Origin of the sequence: Rahnella laticis (assembly GCF_015644585.1) — a bacterium.
In the GTDB taxonomy this organism is placed as follows: Bacteria; Pseudomonadota; Gammaproteobacteria; order Enterobacterales; family Enterobacteriaceae; genus Rahnella; species Rahnella laticis.
This window is the reverse complement of record NZ_JADOBI010000010.1, coordinates 35,927-54,634: the sequence shown is the minus strand read 5'-3', so window position 1 is coordinate 54,634 and position 18,708 is coordinate 35,927. Positions and strand designations below refer to the sequence as shown.

The 18,708-nt window shown below is 53.8% G+C and carries 16 protein-coding genes and 1 tRNA gene; 5 read left to right on the top strand and 12 right to left on the bottom strand.

Annotation, left to right across the window (positions count from 1 at the left end):
- Positions 1–52: 52 nt before the first annotated feature.
- The gene (locus IV433_RS19510) at positions 53–2,323 is read right to left on the bottom strand and encodes a TonB-dependent siderophore receptor (RefSeq protein ID WP_195815624.1); all 2,271 of its coding nucleotides are present in this window, start codon (positions 2,321–2,323) and stop codon (positions 53–55) included.
- Positions 2,324–2,556: 233 nt separating this feature from the next.
- Here IV433_RS19510 and fes point away from each other — a divergent pair, with 233 nt between their 5' ends.
- Positions 2,557–3,888, top strand: coding sequence for an enterochelin esterase (gene fes / locus IV433_RS19505; protein ID WP_407692581.1), 1,332 nt, complete (start codon positions 2,557–2,559; stop codon positions 3,886–3,888).
- Here fes and IV433_RS19500 read toward each other — a convergent pair.
- From IV433_RS19500 to IV433_RS19480, 5 genes are all read right to left on the bottom strand, one after another.
- Complete coding sequence (locus tag IV433_RS19500) at positions 3,877–4,680, bottom strand: ATP-binding cassette domain-containing protein (RefSeq protein WP_195815626.1); 804 nt, start codon at positions 4,678–4,680, stop codon at positions 3,877–3,879. The two genes, fes and IV433_RS19500, sit on opposite strands and share 12 nt — an antisense overlap.
- Entirely contained in the window at positions 4,677–5,705 is a 1,029-nt protein-coding gene (gene fepG / locus IV433_RS19495) for an iron-enterobactin ABC transporter permease (RefSeq protein ID WP_195815627.1), read from the bottom strand. The genes IV433_RS19500 and fepG overlap by 4 nt, the downstream gene beginning before the upstream one ends.
- Positions 5,706–5,707: 2 nt before the next feature.
- Entirely contained in the window at positions 5,708–6,742 is a 1,035-nt protein-coding gene (gene fepD, locus IV433_RS19490) for a Fe(3+)-siderophore ABC transporter permease (RefSeq protein ID WP_195815628.1), read from the bottom strand.
- A gap of 11 nt (positions 6,743–6,753) precedes the next feature.
- Entirely contained in the window at positions 6,754–7,722 is a 969-nt protein-coding gene (gene fepB, locus IV433_RS19485) for a Fe2+-enterobactin ABC transporter substrate-binding protein (RefSeq protein ID WP_195815661.1), read from the bottom strand.
- A gap of 176 nt (positions 7,723–7,898) precedes the next feature.
- Positions 7,899–7,975: transfer RNA gene (locus IV433_RS19480), tRNA-Ile, on the bottom strand.
- A gap of 142 nt (positions 7,976–8,117) precedes the next feature.
- Between IV433_RS19480 and mug the strand changes: the two genes are divergently transcribed.
- Positions 8,118–8,615 (top strand): G/U mismatch-specific DNA glycosylase, encoded by a 498-nt coding sequence (gene mug / locus IV433_RS19475; protein WP_195815629.1) that lies wholly within the window; start codon positions 8,118–8,120, stop codon positions 8,613–8,615.
- 83 nt (positions 8,616–8,698) lie between these two features.
- Here mug and rpoD read toward each other — a convergent pair whose 3' ends face one another.
- From rpoD to rpsU, 3 genes are all read right to left on the bottom strand, one after another.
- Complete coding sequence (rpoD, locus tag IV433_RS19470) at positions 8,699–10,537, bottom strand: RNA polymerase sigma factor RpoD (RefSeq protein WP_095923569.1); 1,839 nt, start codon at positions 10,535–10,537, stop codon at positions 8,699–8,701.
- Between the two features lie 195 nt (positions 10,538–10,732).
- Complete coding sequence (dnaG, locus tag IV433_RS19465) at positions 10,733–12,481, bottom strand: DNA primase (protein WP_195815630.1); 1,749 nt, start codon at positions 12,479–12,481, stop codon at positions 10,733–10,735.
- A 135-nt stretch (positions 12,482–12,616) separates the two neighbouring features.
- Positions 12,617–12,832 carry a 30S ribosomal protein S21 gene (gene rpsU, locus IV433_RS19460; RefSeq protein ID WP_001144069.1) on the bottom strand — a complete coding sequence of 72 codons (216 nt, stop codon included), beginning with the start codon at positions 12,830–12,832 and terminating at the stop codon, positions 12,617–12,619.
- Between the two features lie 315 nt (positions 12,833–13,147).
- Between rpsU and tsaD the strand changes: the two genes are divergently transcribed.
- Positions 13,148–14,161, top strand: a complete 1,014-nt coding sequence (gene tsaD, locus IV433_RS19455) for a tRNA (adenosine(37)-N6)-threonylcarbamoyltransferase complex transferase subunit TsaD (RefSeq protein ID WP_195815631.1) — start codon at positions 13,148–13,150, stop codon at positions 14,159–14,161.
- 76 nt (positions 14,162–14,237) lie between these two features.
- Here the strand turns inward: tsaD and plsY are convergent, their stop codons facing one another.
- Positions 14,238–14,867 carry a glycerol-3-phosphate 1-O-acyltransferase PlsY gene (plsY, locus tag IV433_RS19450; protein WP_195815632.1) on the bottom strand — a complete coding sequence of 210 codons (630 nt, stop codon included), beginning with the start codon at positions 14,865–14,867 and terminating at the stop codon, positions 14,238–14,240.
- 107 nt (positions 14,868–14,974) lie between these two features.
- Here plsY and folB point away from each other — a divergent pair, with 107 nt between their 5' ends.
- Together folB and bacA are read left to right on the top strand one after the other, a co-directional pair.
- On the top strand, positions 14,975–15,331 hold the full coding sequence (gene folB, locus IV433_RS19445) for a bifunctional dihydroneopterin aldolase/7,8-dihydroneopterin epimerase (RefSeq protein ID WP_195815633.1): 357 nt from the start codon (positions 14,975–14,977) through the stop codon (positions 15,329–15,331).
- Between the two features lie 185 nt (positions 15,332–15,516).
- Positions 15,517–16,341 carry an undecaprenyl-diphosphate phosphatase gene (bacA, locus tag IV433_RS19440; RefSeq protein WP_195815662.1) on the top strand — a complete coding sequence of 275 codons (825 nt, stop codon included), beginning with the start codon at positions 15,517–15,519 and terminating at the stop codon, positions 16,339–16,341.
- Between the two features lie 92 nt (positions 16,342–16,433).
- On the opposite strand, the gene IV433_RS19435 is transcribed toward bacA, so the two are convergent.
- Positions 16,434–17,669 carry a multifunctional CCA addition/repair protein gene (locus tag IV433_RS19435; protein ID WP_195815634.1) on the bottom strand — a complete coding sequence of 412 codons (1,236 nt, stop codon included), beginning with the start codon at positions 17,667–17,669 and terminating at the stop codon, positions 16,434–16,436.
- 171 nt (positions 17,670–17,840) lie between these two features.
- Positions 17,841–18,461 carry a TIGR04211 family SH3 domain-containing protein gene (locus tag IV433_RS19430; protein WP_152324061.1) on the bottom strand — a complete coding sequence of 207 codons (621 nt, stop codon included), beginning with the start codon at positions 18,459–18,461 and terminating at the stop codon, positions 17,841–17,843.
- Positions 18,462–18,708: the final 247 nt, after the last annotated feature.

The window sequence follows — 18,708 nt, the reverse complement described above, 5'->3', positions numbered from 1 at the left end:
AAATAATATAGCCACCTTTGCAGGTGGCTTTTTTACAGGTCAGAGGCTGAGCTTAGAAGTGCGTGTTCAGGCTCATGTAGAAAGTCCGGCCCGGTTCGTTGTAGGTTGCTGCACCCGCGCCGTACATGTAGGCGTTGGTGGTGGCGTTACCCACGGTCTGGGCATTGCCCGCGCGGAACTGACGCTTGTCGAACACGTTATCAATACCGGCGGTTACGCTGACATTTTTAGTCGCCACGTAGGTGCCACTCAGGCCAACCACTGAATACGGGCTGACTTCATTCTTCTCACTTCCGGTTACGGCTTCACCCTTGTAGTTGTATTTTTTCGGCTTCTGACGGCCATACCAGGTCAGGGTGGACTGCACGGAGAAATCTTCCGTTGCCTGCCAGCTCAGCGTGGAGTTGATCGTAAATTCAGGGATGATCGACAGATAATCGCCGGTCTCTTTGTTTTTACTTTCAATCATGTAAGTCCCGTTGTTATTCCAGGAAATGGTGCTGGTGACCGGAATATTCAACGTCCCTTCCAGCCCCTGAACGACGGCTTTAGGAACATTTTGCCATTTATAAACGTCAGTGGTGCCCGTCGTTGATGTGCCGGTTGGCAGATAGCCCGCTTCAATTTTGTTGCGGTAGTCATTACGGAAATACGTTACGCCCGCCTGATAGCCGTTGCGGTGGAACTCAAGTCCGATCTCTTTGTTGATGCTGGTTTCTGCGTCGAGATCTTTATTCCCCACCAGATAACAGCCACCGCCGCTGGCTGCACAACCCTGGCCTTTACTGTAAAGCACATAGTTCGGGTTGGTCTGATACAGGCTTGGCGCTTTGTAGGCACGCGCGATCCCCATTTTCAGCGTGAAATCATCGCCCAGTTCCTGAGACAGGTTCAGGGAAGGGCTCCAGTTATTGCCGACAATAGAATGATGATCGAAACGCAGGCCCGGAACCAGCATTGTGCTGTCGGTCAGTTCGATGTTGTCTTCCGCAAACAGCGAGAAGATTTCCGCCTGCGAATACGGGCTGCGGCCGGTGCTGTCGATACCGTCAATGGCACCGCCGAGCATAGACTGAACGTTGGAAGACGGGTCTTTCATCTTCTGCTGGTTCCATTCAGTGCCTAACGTGGCGGTTTGCGGCACGCCTAAATCAAACGGAATGCTGACTTCGCTGTGCGCAAGAATGTCGCCCAGCGCGATGGTGTTGAAGCTGTCGTCAGAGAAAATCCCTTCGGTGCCGCCCGCCAGACCTTCATTCATGCGTGAGTTACGGGTTTTTTCGTACTGCACATAGTTGGTGGTGGAAACACCGTTGTCCCATGCGCCTTTGTACGTCAGGGCGTAGGACTGGCGGTAAATACGGTTGGTCTCTTTACCGTACATACTTTTAACCAGCGCACTGGTATTGGTGTTTTGCGTGTCACCGGCGTACAGGTTGCCCTGACGGCTGTTGGACACCTCAAACTCCAGTGACTGCATGCGGGCGAAATCCCAGTGCAGCATGGCATCGATATTTTTATTGATGACGCCTTCGCGACCGGCCGGAACGGTGTCGGCATAGGTGCCGGTGCGTTCGGACTGATGGCCGTCGTTGATATACTGCGAATCAGCCTGCGTTTTGCTGTAGCCGCCAAACAGACGGAAACTGAACTGGTCGCTGAGCGGGCCGGACAGGCTGAAATCGGTGCGTTTCGTTGAGCCTTCTTCTTTATGCTGAGGCGCGTTCATGTAGGTATTCCATGAACCGTGCCATTCGCTGGTGTCTTTTTTGGTAATGATATTCACCACGCCGCCTGCCGCACCGTTGCCATAACGCGCCGCCGCCGGGCCGCGGATCACTTCGATGCGGTCAATCATATCTGGCGGAACCCAGCTGGTATCGCCGCGGGTATCACGCTCGCCGCGCCAGCCCTGACGCACGGAGTTGCGGCTGTTCACCGGTAAACCGTCGATCAGGATCAGGGTGTTTTCCGGGCCCATGCCACGGATATCAATCTGGCGGTTGTTGCCGCGCTGGCCGCTGGTGGAGTTGCCGGTCAGGTTTACGCCGGGCATGGTGCGGATCAGTTCGTTGATGTCGCGTGCCGGTGGACGTTTTTGGATTTCATCAGACGTAATGGTGGAAACACCCGGAGCCTGAAGGTTTTGCTGTGCAGCGGTGACGACCAGAGTGTCTTCGGTTTTTTTCGGCGTTTCTGCGGCCGTAGTTCCGGTTTCTGTTGCGGTTGTTGCGGAGGTTTCTGCTGCGCTGACGGGTAAAGTAAGCGCTGATCCCAGCCCGATTAAGGTTGCCAGCGAATAGTGTGGTAGCCTGCTTTTCATGTCGGATTCTGCCCTGAAATTCCATCCTTTCCTGAAAAATAGCGAGATTGAACAGGAGGATGGCCTGTTGTGTGTGTAGTTTTTATTGACCCGCGTTACGGGCGGTAACACACTATTGCAAATAAAAACAATTATCAATTAGATTCCCATTCCTAATTTGTAGGGAAAGTGTAAAGCGCCATACCGGGAATGTTTTTTCTTGTCTGCCAGAAGGCTGTAAAGCGTAAAAAATGATGAAATATCAGCATCCGCAAAAACCTGCGGCTCAGGCCATGTTGTTGGAACCTCTGGCCGGAAGTGCCGCGTGGTGGAATGAAATTGCTACGCGGGGAACGCCGTGGACGGAACCTTCGCGCGAGGGCTTTTGTCGTGTGACGTTCTTCTGGCGGGATCCGCAGGGCGACGAAACGACGTCGGAAACCCGGCGTGTCTGGATCAACATCAACGGCATCACCGATCACCATCAGTCGTCGCCGCCGCAAAGTTTGCAGCGGCTGGCCGGAACGGATGTCTGGCACTGGCAGACCGAATTGCGTGCGGACTGGCGCGGAAGCTACAGCCTGATCCCACGTACCGAATCCGGCGCTGAATTTCCGCAAAATAACGATGATTATCAGAGCATGCTGGCCGCGCGTGAATGGTGGAAAAACCTCTTCCGCCACGCGACGCACGATCCGCTGAATCCGCATCGGCCGTGGCCAGGTGCGAAATCCCATGCGTTGTCCGGCCTGCATATGCCGGAAGCGTTGCCACAGCCCGCCTGGGAAAAGTTTGATCTTGATGGCCCGAAAGCGCCGCAAGCTCCGGCGGCGTTACAAACATTCCGCTGGAAAAGTGCGCGTCTGGGGAATATGCGAAACGTCTGGGTGTTTACCCCCGGCGAAAGCCAGGAGCCTGCCTCGCGCCCGCTGGCGATCCTGCTCGACGGCCAGTTTTGGGCGAAACAGATGCCCGTCTGGCAGCCACTGACGCAGCTCACGCGCGAAAGGGCGCTGCCCGACGCGGTCTACGTGCTGATCGATGTTATTGATATTCAAACCCGCAGCCGCGAGCTGACCTGTAATCCGGAGTTCTGGCTGACGGTGCAGGACGAGTTATTGCCGCAGGTAAGAAAACTGGCCGCGCACAGCGATAACGCGCAAAAAACGGTGGTCGCGGGGCAGAGTTTTGGGGGCCTTTCTTCGCTTTACGCCGGTTTGCACTGGCCCGAACGTTTCGGCTGCGTGCTGAGTCAGTCGGGGTCTTTCTGGTGGCCGCGCCGCCATCGTCAGCAAGCCAGTGATGATCAGCAAGAAGCGGAAAGCATCCTGTCGCAGGTTGAAAAAGGGCTGGGGGAACTCAGTCATTTGAAAATCTTTATGGAAGCCGGCAGAAACGAAAAGCTGATTTATGACGTGAATAATCAGATGGAGGCGCTGCTGAAACCGACCCCCAATCAGGTGCATTACCGCGTGCTGGAAGGCGGGCACGACGCGCTGTGGTGGCGCGGTGGTTTGCTCGACGGCCTGTGCAGTCTGTGGGATGAGACGCAGTGGGCCGCCGGAGATCCTCCGTCAGACGGCTAAATTGCCGAGCGGAATAATTAACGGCGTATGTGACACCGGGCAGTCGATGATTGAGCAACGCAATCCGAAAACCTGCTCAATCAGTTCCGGCGTCACGATATCGGCAGGCGCGCCTTCTGCGAGGATTTTTCCGTCGCGCATGGCGATAAGATGCCCGGCGTAGCGGCAGGCCTGATTCAGATCGTGCAGCACGACGACCAGCGTCCGGCCATTTTCCTGATTCAGGCGACACATCAGCTCCATCAAATCAATCTGATGCGCGATATCCAGCCAGGTAGTCGGCTCGTCCAAAAGCAGCAGCGGCGTTTGCTGCGCCAGCACCATGGCAATCCACACCCGCTGCCGCTGTCCGCCGGACAGCGAATTCACCGTGCTTTCCGCCAGTTCATAAACACCGGTTGCCCGCATCGCGTCATCGACAGCCTGCGTGTCCTGCGCATTCCAGCGGCTAAACAGATTCTGGTGCGGATAGCGCCCGCGACCGACCAGATCGGCCACCGTGATATCACCTGGCGCGGTCGAACTTTGCGGTAATAAGCCCAGCCTTTTTGCCACGTCTTTCGTGCCGTAATCGCCAATCAGTTTTCCGTCGAGAAAAACCGTGCCGGACTGCGGCTGCATCAGGCGGCTCAGCGTACGTAATAACGTCGATTTTCCGCAGGCGTTAGGCCCGATAATCACCGTCAGTTTTCCTTCCGGAATCGACACCGATAAATTTTGTGCGATGACTTTTTTGTCGTAACCGAGCGTCAGGTTCTGGGCATATAGCGGTGAAAAATGTTCAGTCTTCATGAGCGGCGGGACTCCCGGATGAGCAAACCAATCAGATAAATACCGCCGAGACTGACGGTGAGCACGCCGACGGGCAGTTGATAAGGCAGGAAGAGACGCTGCGCCGCGACGTCTGCGGCGAGCAGCAGCAGTGCGCCGGTCAGTGCGGCAAAAAATAACGCGTGCTGCTGGCTGGCGCACAGGCGGCGGGAAATCTGCGGTGCCACCAGCGCGATAAAGGAAATGGGCCCGGCCAGCGCCGTCGCAGCGGCGGTTAATGCCACGCCCGCCAGCATCAGCAGCAGACGCGAACGTTCCACCGGGACACCCAGCGCGCTCGCGGTATCGTCACCCATTTCCAGCAAACGCATTCGCGAGGACAGCAGCCGGGCGAGGAACAGTGCCGCGGCAATCAGGGCGATCACCGGCAGGCTTTTCTCCCACGTAATCCCGTTGAGCGAACCCGCATGCCATAACCCGGCGGTGAGCGCAGATTCCAGCGACGCGTTGATAATCAGCCAGGTATTGCCCGCAATCAGCAGCGCCCGCACGCCGATACCGACAATAATCAGGCGGAAGGTTTCGACGCCCTGACGCCATGCCAGCGCATAAACCAGCAGCACACTGACAATGCCTCCGGCCATGGCACCGATCATGGTTTCACCCGCGCTGGCGTTGAATAACACGATGGCCAGTAAAACGCCGCTGTAGGCGCCGGTGTTAAAACCGATGACGTCCGGGCTGCCCAGCGGATTGCGCAGCAGCGACTGGAAAATAGCACCGCTGACGCCCAGCGCCGCGCCGATGATCAGCGCCATCACCACGCGCGGCAGACGCCACTGCGTCACAATGATGTGCAGATTTTTCGGGCCATCGCCGAGCAGGGCGCTGACGACCTGAGCCGGTTTCAGCGCCAGCGCGCCGCTGCCCAGCGCAAATATCGCCAGTAAGAGTGCGCATAAAGCTAACACCAGCGCCGTCAGAAATGGCCGCGAAATTAGCGTGTTTCTTTTCAGCGTGCGGGATTCAGATTCTCTCTGGCTCATGGCTAACCTCTGCGCAAGCCGCCGGGGCGGCGAACCAGAAAAATAAGCACCGGCGCGCCGATAAAGGCGACGACGACAGAAACCCGCAGCTCACCGGTGACCAGAACCCGCCCGGCGATATCCGCCGCAAGCAACAGCGTCGGCGTGAGAATCAGCGTCCACGGCAACAGCCAGCGGGGATCCGCACGACAAATCCAGCGTGCCATATGCGGCACCATCAGGCCCACAAATGCGACGGGGCCGACGGCCGCTGTCGCGCTGCCGCATAACAGCGTGATGGCCAGTAATCCCAGCAGCTGGGTCGTGATGATTTTAGTGCCCAGCGCGGTCGCCAGTTCACTGCCCATCGTCAGATTATTCAGGGAACGGGTCATCAGCAAACTGAGGAAAATGGCGAAAAGGATCGGCGGTGTGACGGTGCGGATCACCGCCATATTGCGGATATCCAGCGAACCGGCCTGCCAGAAGCGCAGCTGATCGTAAACCTGCGGATTCAGCAGGGAAATTCCCGAGGAGAACCCTTCCAGAACGGCCGCCAGCGCAACGCCCGCCAGCGTGAGACGAACGGGATCCAGCCTTCCGCGCCCGAGTGCGCCAATCATGGCGACCAGCAGCGTCGCTGATAAGGCTCCTGCAAACGAGAACCACAGATAACCGCTGACATCTGTGGCACCAAAGAAGGCAATCCCAAGAACGACCGCAAACCCGGCACCGGCGTTAACGCCAAGAATACCGGGGTCAGCCAGCGGATTACGGGTCAGGATTTGCATCAGCGCGCCCGATAATCCGAGTGCCATTCCTGCCAGTAAACCTGCCAGCGTTCTCGGCAGACGGGCGTCGGTTACGATCACGCAGTCAGCGCTGGCGCAGTGCCCGTTGAGTGCTGAAATCACGGTGCTGAATGGAAGAGATTTCGCGCCCAGAAACAGACTTAGCGCCATCATCAGGAGGAGAAGCAGCACGGCAATCAGTATTCCGGTGGCCTGTCGCGAAAACTGCCCCGGCGATGAAACGCGGGGCGCAGGAATTGCGTGCATAAGACGAGGCATCAGCGGGCGGCGAACAGGGTTTCAAGCTGCGTCAGCATATTGCTGGCGCTGTAATAATCCAGCCTGAAAGTGTCATCACCCATCGCATAAACGTGCCTGCCTTCTACGGCAGATAATTTCGCGAGGAACGGATTGCTCAGCAGGCGCTCCGAGTCGCTTTGACTGGCGGAGAACAGCAGCAGGGTCTGGCCGTTCAGCGCGTCCGGCATTTTCTCGCCGGAAAGCTGAATGATGTCATGACGTTTGCCCTGACTCAGGCTGGCGGCAATATTCAAAGGCACCAGGGCCAGTTTAAACCCCAACTCTTGCAGCAACTGTCCCTGCGGTGAGGCGGGGGTCCAGAGATTTGCTGTTTTGCCATCGGCGCTGTAAACCAGTGCAGAAACAGGCTGTGGCGGTAGTTTCATGACTTTTTTCAATGCGTTTTCGCGCGCCTCAAACCGGGCAATAACGGCAGCAGCATCGGCTTCCTTGCCGGTTGCCTGACCTAATTCCTTCGCCAGATCTTGCCAGCTTTTGTCGTCATAATTAACCACCATGACCGGCGCAATCGCGGAAAGCTGATCATAAAGCTTCAGGGCGGAATCACCACCGGTGGCCGCAATAATAATTAAGTCTGGAGCCTGACCGGCAATGGCTTCGGCATTCGGTTCACCGACGTACAGACGTTCAACTCCGCGCTGTTTCGCGACATCTCCCCACTGGCGGAAGAAGCCCTGCTGATCGGCAAATCGGCTGTTTGGCCCGGAAGCCCCGCTGGCAATCACAGGAGCGTTGATGGCCAGTAATGTCCCTGTGACCGTCACGCTGGTGGACACTATTCGCTGCGGAGGTTGCTGCAATGTGAGGATGCCATGAGAAGTTTTTATCTCGCGAGGCCAGCCTTCCGCAAAGGCGTGAGTGGTGAAAATCAGTGATAAAAACAGCCCGGCGATCCCTGCAAAAATGCGAAAACCAGCGCTAGTCATTGGATCCATTCCCTAATCTTTAATGTTAATGGTTCTCATTATTATATTTGAACGAGGCGGGGTCAATCGCGGGTAGGGGAGAATAAGGGTAAAGGTCTGGTTAAGGAGGGGGTTATGGAAACAAAAAAGCCACTTCTTGCGAAGTGGCTTAATCGTCTGAATCTGAAACTAAAATTTGGTGGCCCTTGCTGGACTTGAACCAGCGACCAAGCGATTATGAGTCGCGTGCTCTAACCAACTGAGCTAAAGGGCCGAGGTGCGGGATTATACGGTAAACCTTGCTTACAGGTCTACATGTGTTCGGTTTGTATGCGCGTTTTGTGCACAGTTCTAGTATGTTGTGTTCGCAGACTTTTTTACCCATAACTCGAGCAAATACGTCTCAGGAAAACATTATGCTTACAGATATCCTCGTGGAGGATCTTCAGGTTGTGTTCTGCGGCATTAATCCCGGTCTTTCTTCTGCTCACAAAGGTTATCCTTTTGCTAATAGCAGTAACCGTTTCTGGAAAGTCATTCATCAGGCGGGATTTACCGGGCGTCAGTTAGCGCCGGAAGAGTGGCAGCAGTTGCAGGATTTCGGTTGTGGTATCACGGCGCTTGTAGGCCGGCCGACGGTTGCAGCCAGTGAGCTGAAGAGTGATGAATTGCGCGATGGCGGTGAGATGCTCAAAGAGAAAATCTTGCGTTATCAGCCGCGTGCGTTAGCCATTCTGGGTAAGCAGGCCTTCAGTAAGGCGTTTGGCATCAGCAAAGTGAACTGGGGGCATCAGGCGCTGAAAATTGGCCGGACAGATGTCTGGGTTTTGCCGAATCCCAGCGGGCTGAACCGCGCGACGCTCGATGAGCTGGTTGCTTCATATCGTGAGCTGTATACGTCGCTGAATCCCTGAATTTCTGGCGAACCCTGATAAAAAAAGCCCCGCCATTTCCAGAGAAAGGCGGGGCTTTTTAATGGCTGACAGCCTGAGGGTGATTAATCGTCCAGGAAGCTGCGCAGCACTTCGGAGCGGCTTGGGTGGCGCAGTTTACGCAACGCTTTCGCTTCGATCTGACGGATACGTTCACGGGTAACGTCGAACTGTTTGCCCACTTCTTCCAGAGTGTGGTCAGTGTTCATGTCGATACCGAAACGCATACGCAGAACTTTCGCTTCACGTGCGGTCAGGCCAGCCAGAACGTCGTGCGTTGCAGAACGCAGGCTTTCAGACGTTGCAGAATCCAGTGGCAGCTCGAGGGTTGTATCCTCGATGAAATCACCCAGATGCGAATCTTCATCGTCGCCGATTGGCGTTTCCATGGAGATTGGCTCTTTCGCGATTTTCAGCACTTTACGGATTTTGTCTTCCGGCATCAGCATACGCTCAGCCAGCTCTTCCGGCGTAGGTTCGCGGCCCATCTCTTGCAGCATCTGACGGGAAATACGGTTGAGTTTGTTAATCGTCTCAATCATATGTACCGGGATACGGATGGTACGCGCCTGGTCGGCGATGGAGCGGGTGATAGCCTGACGGATCCACCAGGTCGCATAAGTTGAGAACTTATAACCACGGCGATATTCAAACTTATCAACGGCTTTCATCAGGCCGATGTTACCTTCCTGGATCAGGTCGAGGAACTGCAGACCACGGTTGGTGTATTTCTTCGCGATAGAAATAACCAGACGTAAGTTTGCTTCAACCATCTCTTTCTTCGCGCGACGGGCTTTCGCTTCGCCGATCGACATGCGACGGTTGATATCTTTAACCTGCTCGATAGTCAGGCCAGTTTCTTCTTCGATCTGACGCAGTTTCATCAGGCCGCGCTGTACGTCTTCAGTGACTTCTTTCAGCTTCTCAGACCACGGTTTACCCATGGCAAGAGCGGCATCAAACCAGGTATCGCTGGTTTCGTTACCGGCGAATAGGTTGACGAAGTTTTTCTTCGGCATTTTGCACTGTTCAACGCACACTTTCATGATCAGACGTTCCTGAGCACGAACGCGATCCATCATGGAACGCATGCTGTTAACCAGGAAATCGAACTGTTTTGGCACCAGACGGAACTGTTTGAAAACGTCAGACAGTTTCAGGATTTCTTCTGCTGCGCTCTTGTGACTACGGCCGTTTTTCTTGATGACCAGACGCGTCGCTTCATGCTGTTCACGCAGTTCGGTGAACTTCTGGCGAGCCAGTTCCGGGTCGATGCTGTTGTCGTCTTCAGCGTCGTCGTCTTCATCTTCGTCTTCGTCGTCATCATTCTGCTCTTCAGTGGTCAGTTCAGAACCCACGTGAGTTGCAGTTGGCGCGATTTCTTCTTCGGCGTTAGGGTCAACAAAACCAGTGATCAGGTCAGACAGACGAACTTCGCCTGCTTCAACACGGTCATATTGCTCTAACAAATAAGTGATAGCTTCAGGATATTCAGCAACGGAGCACTGGACCTGATTGATACCGTCTTCGATACGTTTGGCGATGTCGATTTCGCCTTCACGGGTCAGAAGTTCAACGGTACCCATCTCGCGCATATACATACGCACAGGGTCGGTGGTACGGCCAATTTCAGATTCAACGCTGGAAAGTACCTGCGCCGCCGCTTCTGCAGCGTCTTCGTCGGTATCAGGGCGGTTTTCGGCCAGCATCAAATCATCGGCGTCAGGTGCTTCTTCAAGAACCTGAATGCCCATGTCGTTAATCATCTGGATGATGTCTTCGATCTGGTCGGAATCGACGATATCTTCCGGCAGATGGTCATTGACCTCAGCATAGGTCAGATAGCCTTGCTCCTTACCACGGGTGACAAGTAGCTTAAGCTGTGACTGCGGGTTTTGCTCCATAAGACGGTATCCACACTTCAGAGTATTTGGGTTGGTGTCGGTCGGGTAACATCGCCAACAATAACGTTAGGGGCGTTTATTGTGCCGCGGCCCACCAGGGCGGCTCTGCGCAGGGCCATGCCCCGCTATATATCGGCACTTAAGCCGTGTTTTCTGTGATAACGCTTCACGCGCTATCATTAATGTTCTTATTTTTTAAGACTTCCTCGCGAGTACCTGGTTCAGGGAACTGACTTCTGTGCGTTCCTCTGGGCTCAGGCCATGCGTCCTGGCTTTTGCTATCAGGGTTTCAAGCCGCTGCTCTAAAATAGAGTCATACAGGCTGGCCAGCGTGGCACGAAATTCCTCTTCGACCATCTCCTCTACGATCATGTGGTTCCATGTCGCCAGAGTTTCAAGTTGCTGGTAGAACTTATTGTCACGATACAGTTCCAGTAATTGGCCTGTTGTCAGCCCCGGCTGGGCTAAGCAAGTGGTAACTAACTCGCTGAACAGATCCAATCCTGGTTGCTTCGCTTGCTCCAAACCTTGCAGCGAGGGTATAAGTGTAGCCAGTTGTGGGTTTTGTACCAGTAACCCTATAAGTATACGCATGGTTGTGCGTTTTAGCTGGGGAGCCTGGTAGACATTGCTCCCTTCTGCCTGTTTAGGCATCAGCTTTTCTAACTGGCTGTCATCTAAAATACCGAGCTTATTCCCTAACTGCTGACGCAAATACATCCGTAACGTTTCACCGGGAACCTGGCGGATCAGCGGCAATGCCAGCATGCTCAATTTGGTCCGCCCGTCAGGGCTGCTCAAGTCAACCTGCGGCATCAGCGAATCAAACAGGAAAGTGGAAAGCGGCATAGCCTGCTCCATCCTTTGTTCGAACGCTTCTTTGCCTTCTTTACGCACCAGCGTGTCCGGATCTTCGCCGTCGGGTAAAAACATAAAACGCAGCTGACGGCCATCGTTAAGATACGGCAATGCCGTTTCCAGTGCGCGCCACGCGGCTTCACGCCCCGCGCGGTCACCGTCATAACAACAAACGATATTATCCGTGCTGCGGAACATCAGCTGAATGTGGTCCGCCGTCGTGGAGGTTCCCAGCGACGCAACGGCATAATCGATGCCGAACTGCGCCAGTGCAACGACGTCCATATACCCTTCTACGACCAGCAAACGCGCCGGGGAAGGGGCTTTCAGCTGTGCTTCATACAGGCCGTACAACTGGCGGCCTTTATGGAAAATCTCGGTTTCCGGTGAGTTCAGGTATTTCGGCGTATCGTTGCCCAAAACCCTGCCACCAAATGCAATCACACGGCCACGTTTGTCGCGTATCGGGAACATCACCCGTTCACGAAAACGATCATAGCTGCGTCCGTTGTCATTGGTGACCAACATACCGGCGTCGATCAGAGACGCTTTATCATCGGCATTCTTACCGAAACGCTTTAACACGTTGTCCCAGCCCGGTGGGGCGAAACCAATGGCAAAATGATTGATGACATCTTCACTTAAACCGCGCCGGGTAAGATAGTCTCTGGCCGGTGCACCTGCGGGTTGTTTAAGTGATTGCTGATAAAACTCGCTAAGCGGTGCCATCAACTGGTAGAGGCTTTGACGCTGATGACGCTCCATCTGAGTCGGGCCAGTGCCTGCTTCGTACGGCACTTCCAAACCCTGCATTGTCGCCAGTTCCTCAATGCTTTCGACAAACTCAAGTCTGTCATAGTTCATCAGGAAATCGACGGCATTGCCGTGGGCACCACAGCCGAAACAGTGATAAAACTGCTTATCGCCATTTACGGTAAATGAGGGTGTTTTCTCATGGTGGAAAGGGCAGCACGCGTGATAATTTTTACCCTGTTTCTTGAGCTTTACACGAGCGTCGATCAAATCGACGATATCGATACGAGCCAGCAAGTCATTGATAAATACGCGCGGAATTCTCCCAGCCATAAGCCCCTTACTCACTAGCCTATAAACGAGAACAAGCCGCGCATTCCTTTCGGAAAGCACGGCCTTCGTATGCTACTACGCAGTCTGCGCGTTCTTAATATTGCAAATCACGCGATTTGGGGTTGCCCCCGAAGATTAATACAGACGAGTGCGGCGTGCGTTTTCGCGAGCCAGTTTCTTGGCGTGGCGTTTTACTGCAGATGCTTTAGCGCGTTTACGTTCGGTAGTCGGTTTTTCATAGAATTCACGACGACGAACTTCTGCCAGAACACCTGCTTTTTCGCAGGAACGCTTGAAGCGACGCAGAGCTACGTCGAACGGCTCGTTTTCACGTACTTTAATTACAGGCATGTGCCTCTCACCTCGATAAAATCGGTTTGTTTGCTGATGTTGTACCAGCACATTTCAAAATGGTGCGGAATTTTACTCCAATTCGCGTCGTCTTGTAAAGCACAACGGCAAATTGAAGCGGGCGCCTTTTGCAACCCTTCTGCAACATAGTGCGCTCGCTTTTGCGTCGGGCGGCGATTATATACCAATCAATCCAAATTGCTCGACATTAATTGCCGGCCGCGTGAGGAATTCCTTCACCAGTGCAGCACTGGTCGGGGCTTGTGTGCTAAACTGCGCGCCGCGAGTTAGCGCGAAACTATGACGGAAAGAGTGATGCGAGTACTGGGTATAGAAACGTCCTGCGATGAAACCGGAATTGCAGTTTATGACAGCGAAGCCGGTCTGTTAGCCAACCAACTGTATAGTCAGGTAAAACTGCATGCAGATTACGGCGGTGTTGTGCCTGAACTGGCCTCGCGTGACCATGTACGTAAAACAGTACCGCTTATTCAGGCTGCGCTGAAAGAGGCCGGGCTGACCGCTCAGGATATCGATGGCGTGGCGTATACCGCCGGTCCGGGGCTTGTCGGTGCGTTGCTGGTCGGCGCAACCATCGGGCGTTCTCTGGCGTTTGCCTGGAATGTGCCGGCGGTGCCTGTTCATCACATGGAAGGCCATTTGCTGGCCCCGATGCTGGAAGATAATCCGCCTGATTTTCCGTTTGTTGCCTTACTGGTTTCTGGCGGCCACACGCAGTTAATCAGCGTGACCGGCATCGGTGAATATACCCTGCTCGGAGAGTCTATCGACGACGCCGCAGGTGAAGCGTTTGATAAAACAGCCAAATTATTAGGGCTGGATTATCCGGGTGGCCCGTTGCTGTCAAAAATGGCAGCGCAGGGTGTTGCCGGGCGCTTTACGTTCCCGCGCCCGATGACCGATCGTCCGGGGCTAGATTTCAGTTTTTCCGGCCTGAAAACATTCGCTGCTAACACGATCCGTGGCAATGACAGCGATGCGCAAACCCATGCCGATATTGCCCGTGCATTCGAAGATGCCGTGGTGGATACGCTGGCAATCAAGTGCAAACGCGCGCTGGATCAGACAGGTTTTAAACGCCTGGTCATGGCTGGTGGCGTCAGCGCAAACCGTACCTTGCGCGCGAAGTTAGCAGAAATGATGACCAAACGTGGGGGCGAAGTATTCTACGCGCGTCCTGAGTTTTGTACCGATAACGGTGCGATGATCGCTTATGCGGGTATGGTGCGCCTGAAAACGGGTGCAACGCCGGATTTAGGTGTGACAGTTCGCCCGCGCTGGCCTCTGGCCGAACTTCCACCAGTCTGATCGGGGCTGCGTTGTTAATTAAGTGCAAAAAAAAACGACCTTCAATGAGGTCGTTTTTTATGTCTGAAATCTGACGTTATTCTGCTTTTTCGTCTTTAGCTGCTTTACGTTTTTTCTTCAGCTTATCCCAGATTTTCCCTTCCTGACCGCGCCACAGGCGCTGAATATTGTCGTGGTGACGTAATAAAATCAGGCAGGAAAGCATGGCGACCGGGAATGTGAATTCAGGTTTGAACCACCAGACATAGAAAGGCGCGATGAGCGCACTGACAATCGCGCCCAGCGAAGAGTATCCGCTGAGCAGCACGGTCAGAAGCCACGTGCCAGTCATCAGGCCGGTTAAGTCCCAGCCGATAGGTGCAATGGCACCGAAAGCGGTGGCCACGCCTTTGCCGCCTTTAAAGCGGAAGAAAACCGGGTAGATATGGCCGACGCATGCCGCAATGGCGGTCAGACCGAGATACATTGGAGGAATGTTCAGACGGTACGCCAGCCAGACGGGCAGCATGCCTTTAAGGACATCGAAAATCAGAACGGCCGCTGCGGCCACACGTCCACCCAGGCGCAAAACGTTCGTAGCACCGGGATTGCCAGAACCTGCCGTGCGCGGATCCGGTAAGCAGGCGACCCGGCAGACCAGAATCGCACTCGAAATCGAGCCGCAAAGGTAGGCGAAAATAATCATTCCAAGCGCGGTAGCACTCATAAAGCCGTTCCGTCTAATAAGGGTCGTTTTAATCGCAACATCCATGGATAATACGCATTTTCTGCTGGAAGTGGTATCCGGCTGGGCCAAAAACAGAGAATCGCGTGATGGATATCGTATTTATTGAGCAACTAAATGTAATCACCACTATTGGCGCTTACGACTGGGAACAGACCATTAAACAGAAACTGGTGTTCGATATCGAAATGGCGTGGGACAACCGAAAATCCGCCGCCAGTGACGATGTTAATGACTGTTTAAGCTACGCCGATGTCAGTGACGCAGTCATAGAACATGTCTCCTCACAGAATTTTGCGCTGGTTGAACGCGTTGCCGAAGAAGTGGCGGCACTGCTGCTGGCGCGGTTTAACTCACCGTGGGTTCGCATTAAGCTCAGCAAACCCGGCGCGGTCGCGCAGGCGGCGAACGTTGGCGTAGTGATTGAGCGCGGAAAACGCGGTTAACCCCTGTCCTTAACAAAAATCAGAACCCGGCCGTATTTTAATTGTCATAAAAACGCGTTAAAAGAGCACTCGGAGTAACGGGTCTCCCTTTGCAGAAGCGGCTCAGATGATGCCGCTTTTTTATTGTTTGTTGTTTTAGTTGTTTTTCCGGTTAGCGGATACTTAATAGGGTTGGGTTGATAATGATTGCTGAAAGTCATTCATTGCTTGTAGCGGCTATTTTAGGTGTTGTTGAAGGGCTGACGGAATTCCTGCCTGTCTCCTCGACCGGTCACCTGATTATTGTGGGTAATCTCCTTGGCTTTACGGGAGATACGTCGAAGTCCTTTGAGGTGGTTATCCAGCTGGGGTCGATTCTGGCTGTGGTTGTGATGTTCTGGCGTCGTTTGTTTGGCATGATTGGCCTGCATTTTGGCAAACCACCGGTTCATGAAGGCACGGGGACGCGCCGTCTGAACCTCGGGCATATTATTTTGGGGATGATCCCGGCGACCGTATTGGGTCTGCTTCTGCATTCACAGATTAAATCCCTTTTTGAGCCGAAATACGTCATGTACTCGCTGGTTGTCGGCGGTGTTTTATTGATTGCTGCTGAATTGCTAAAACCCAAAAAACCGCGCGCGGAAGGGCTGGATGACATTACCTACGTGCAGGCGTTTATGATTGGCGTCTTCCAGTGTCTGGCGCTTTGGCCGGGATTTTCCCGCTCCGGGGCGACCATTAGCGGGGGGATGTTAATGGGGATCAGCCGTTTTGCGGCGTCTGAATTCTCGTTCCTGCTGGCAGTTCCGATGATGATGGGCGCGACGGCTCTGGATTTGTACAAGAGTTACAGCTTCCTGACCCTGGCCGATTTGCCGATGTTTGCGACCGGTTTCATTGCCGCTTTCGTTGTGGCGCTGATTGCGATTAAAACCTTCCTGGCGGTGATTAAACGCATTTCGTTTATCCCGTTTGCGATTTATCGCTTCTTCGTCGCTCTTGCGGTGTACTTCGTCTTTATTGCCTGATTTTTCATTGGATCATGCAAGAAAAAGCCCCGCCGGTTTTGCCGTGCGGGGCTTTATTTTTTGTGTTTTTCAACGCTCTCAGGCGCAGAAAATTAAACCGCGGTTTCCTGCGTTTGCTTCCAGTCAGCCAGTGCCTGCGTACGCCGTTTTTTCAGTTCATCGCGGATCGCCATTCCCTGAAAACCGGCATCCAGCACTTCTTTATTGGAAATGCTGTTCGCCACCCTGAAGGCCTCACGCAAGTAATCGCCCTGCGGATAAGGGTTATTTTCGAACGTTGTACGCCCGCGCGCGTCAGCTTCGCTGGTCATGATCATCTGTTCCAAACGCTGCGGTTTACGCCAGACGTCGATGGTATCGAACAGTTTCAGAAAGGTTTCCGGGCGCAGCTTATTCACTGTGTGGATGAGGTCATGGAACTCGGCCACCAGTTTTGCCAGATCACGGATATGTGTCGGCACTTTCAGTCGCTGGCAAATATTCTCCACCAGTTTTACACCCGCCGGGCCGTGACCGTGATGATGTGGCCAGTATTGCGGTGGCGTCAGGCCTTTCCCCAAATCGTGGCACAGTGCAGAAAAACGCACGTCGACGTCAGGCGTCAGTGTGCTGGCAATTTTCAGAGTCATCAGCGTATGAATGCCGGTATCAATTTCCGGATGCCATTTCTCCGGCGCGGGCACGCCAAACAACGCATCGATTTCAGGGAATAACACTTTCAGCGCGCCGCAATCCCGAAGCACCTGGAAATACACCTGCGGATCCTGCGTTTGCAGCGCCTTTTCGGTTTCTTTCCACACGCGTTCTGCCGTCAGGGCTTCCAGCTCACCGCTTTCGGCCATCTGCAGCATCAGCGCCTGTGTTTCAGGGGCAACGGTAAAACCTAAATGGGCAAACCGCGCCGCGAAACGGGCTACGCGCAGAACGCGTAACGGATCTTCCCCGAACGCATCGGAAACGTGGCGTAGCAGTCGTAATTCGATATCACGCTGGCCGTGATAAGGGTCGAAAAGTTCACCGCTGTCACTTTTGGCGATGGCGTTAATAGTCAGGTCACGCCGCATCAGATCCTGTTCGAGCGTGACATCCGGCGCGGCATAACAGGTAAAACCGTTATAGCCTGAACCCGATTTTCTTTCCGTCCGCGCCAGCGCGTATTCATCATGAGTTTTGGGATGCAGGAACACCGGGAAATCTTTGCCGACCTGCTGATAACCGTTTTCCAGCATATATTCAGGCGTTGCGCCGACCACCACCCAATCGTGTTCAGACACAGGCAGGTTTAATAAACTGTCTCGGACTGCGCCGCCGACCAGGTAAATCTCCACGCGATAACTCCTGAAATAAGTCAATTTCAACGCATTATGCTGCTGAAAGCCGAGCAGGGCGCTCTGCTTTTATCATAGCAAAGTTGTGTGGTTGATTTGCGGATTGATGCAAACACGAAAAGGCACCGGAGTGCCTTCACGTTGAACGAAAAGTTGGAGCGGGTTAAGCGATCAGCTCATCCAGCGATCTTTTTTCCTGCGACGCGGAACCAGATGCGGCAATACCAGGCCCAGCACCAGACCGACACCGGCAACCCCACCGCCGTACATAAACCATTGTAAAATAATAGTACGTTGCTTGTCGTCGAGCTGAACATTCACCGCATCCACTTTCTTCTGCGCAACGATCAGCTGATTTTTCAGATCCTGATTTTCTTTCTTCAGGTTGTTGATGATGCTGTCGCTGGAGCCGACTTTCGTCTGCATTTCCGCGGTACGCTGGTTCCAGCTGGAATCAATATTCGTCAGCTTGTCGGTCAGTGTTTTAACCTGTTGTTCCAGATCCGGAACGCGGGTACGCAGGCTTGGGACATTACTTAACTGGTCGAGAGGGATCCACGCGGTTTTCCCTTTCGAGTCAACGATTTCGCCGTATTTAGTACTGTCGTTGACGCTGCGCAGGGTGACTTCATCACCGGCATTCAGGGTTCCAACGATACGATACTGGTTGCCCGGACCACTGTGGATATAGGTGATCAGGTCATCTGAGATATAGCGCTTCTCGTCGGCGTGGGCAGTCCATGTGATGCTTAAACCAAGCAAAGCGAAACCAATTAGGCGTAATTTCTGCATTATTTCATCGTTTCTTTGTGAATTTAGGGAACGTGAAGTGCGGATCCGTTTTATCGGGATACGTCTTCTGGCAACCGCCATTTTCAGGCCATTGCGGCAAATTATCCGGTCAGTGCAATAAAAGTTTGGTTATTGCGAAACTTTGGAAACCGATATTAAGGGCAACAGTGTGACGACGCAATGTATAAACCGGAATGAGAACTATCTTACAATCCCGCAACATGCGGCTTGCGCGCTGTGCTTATGG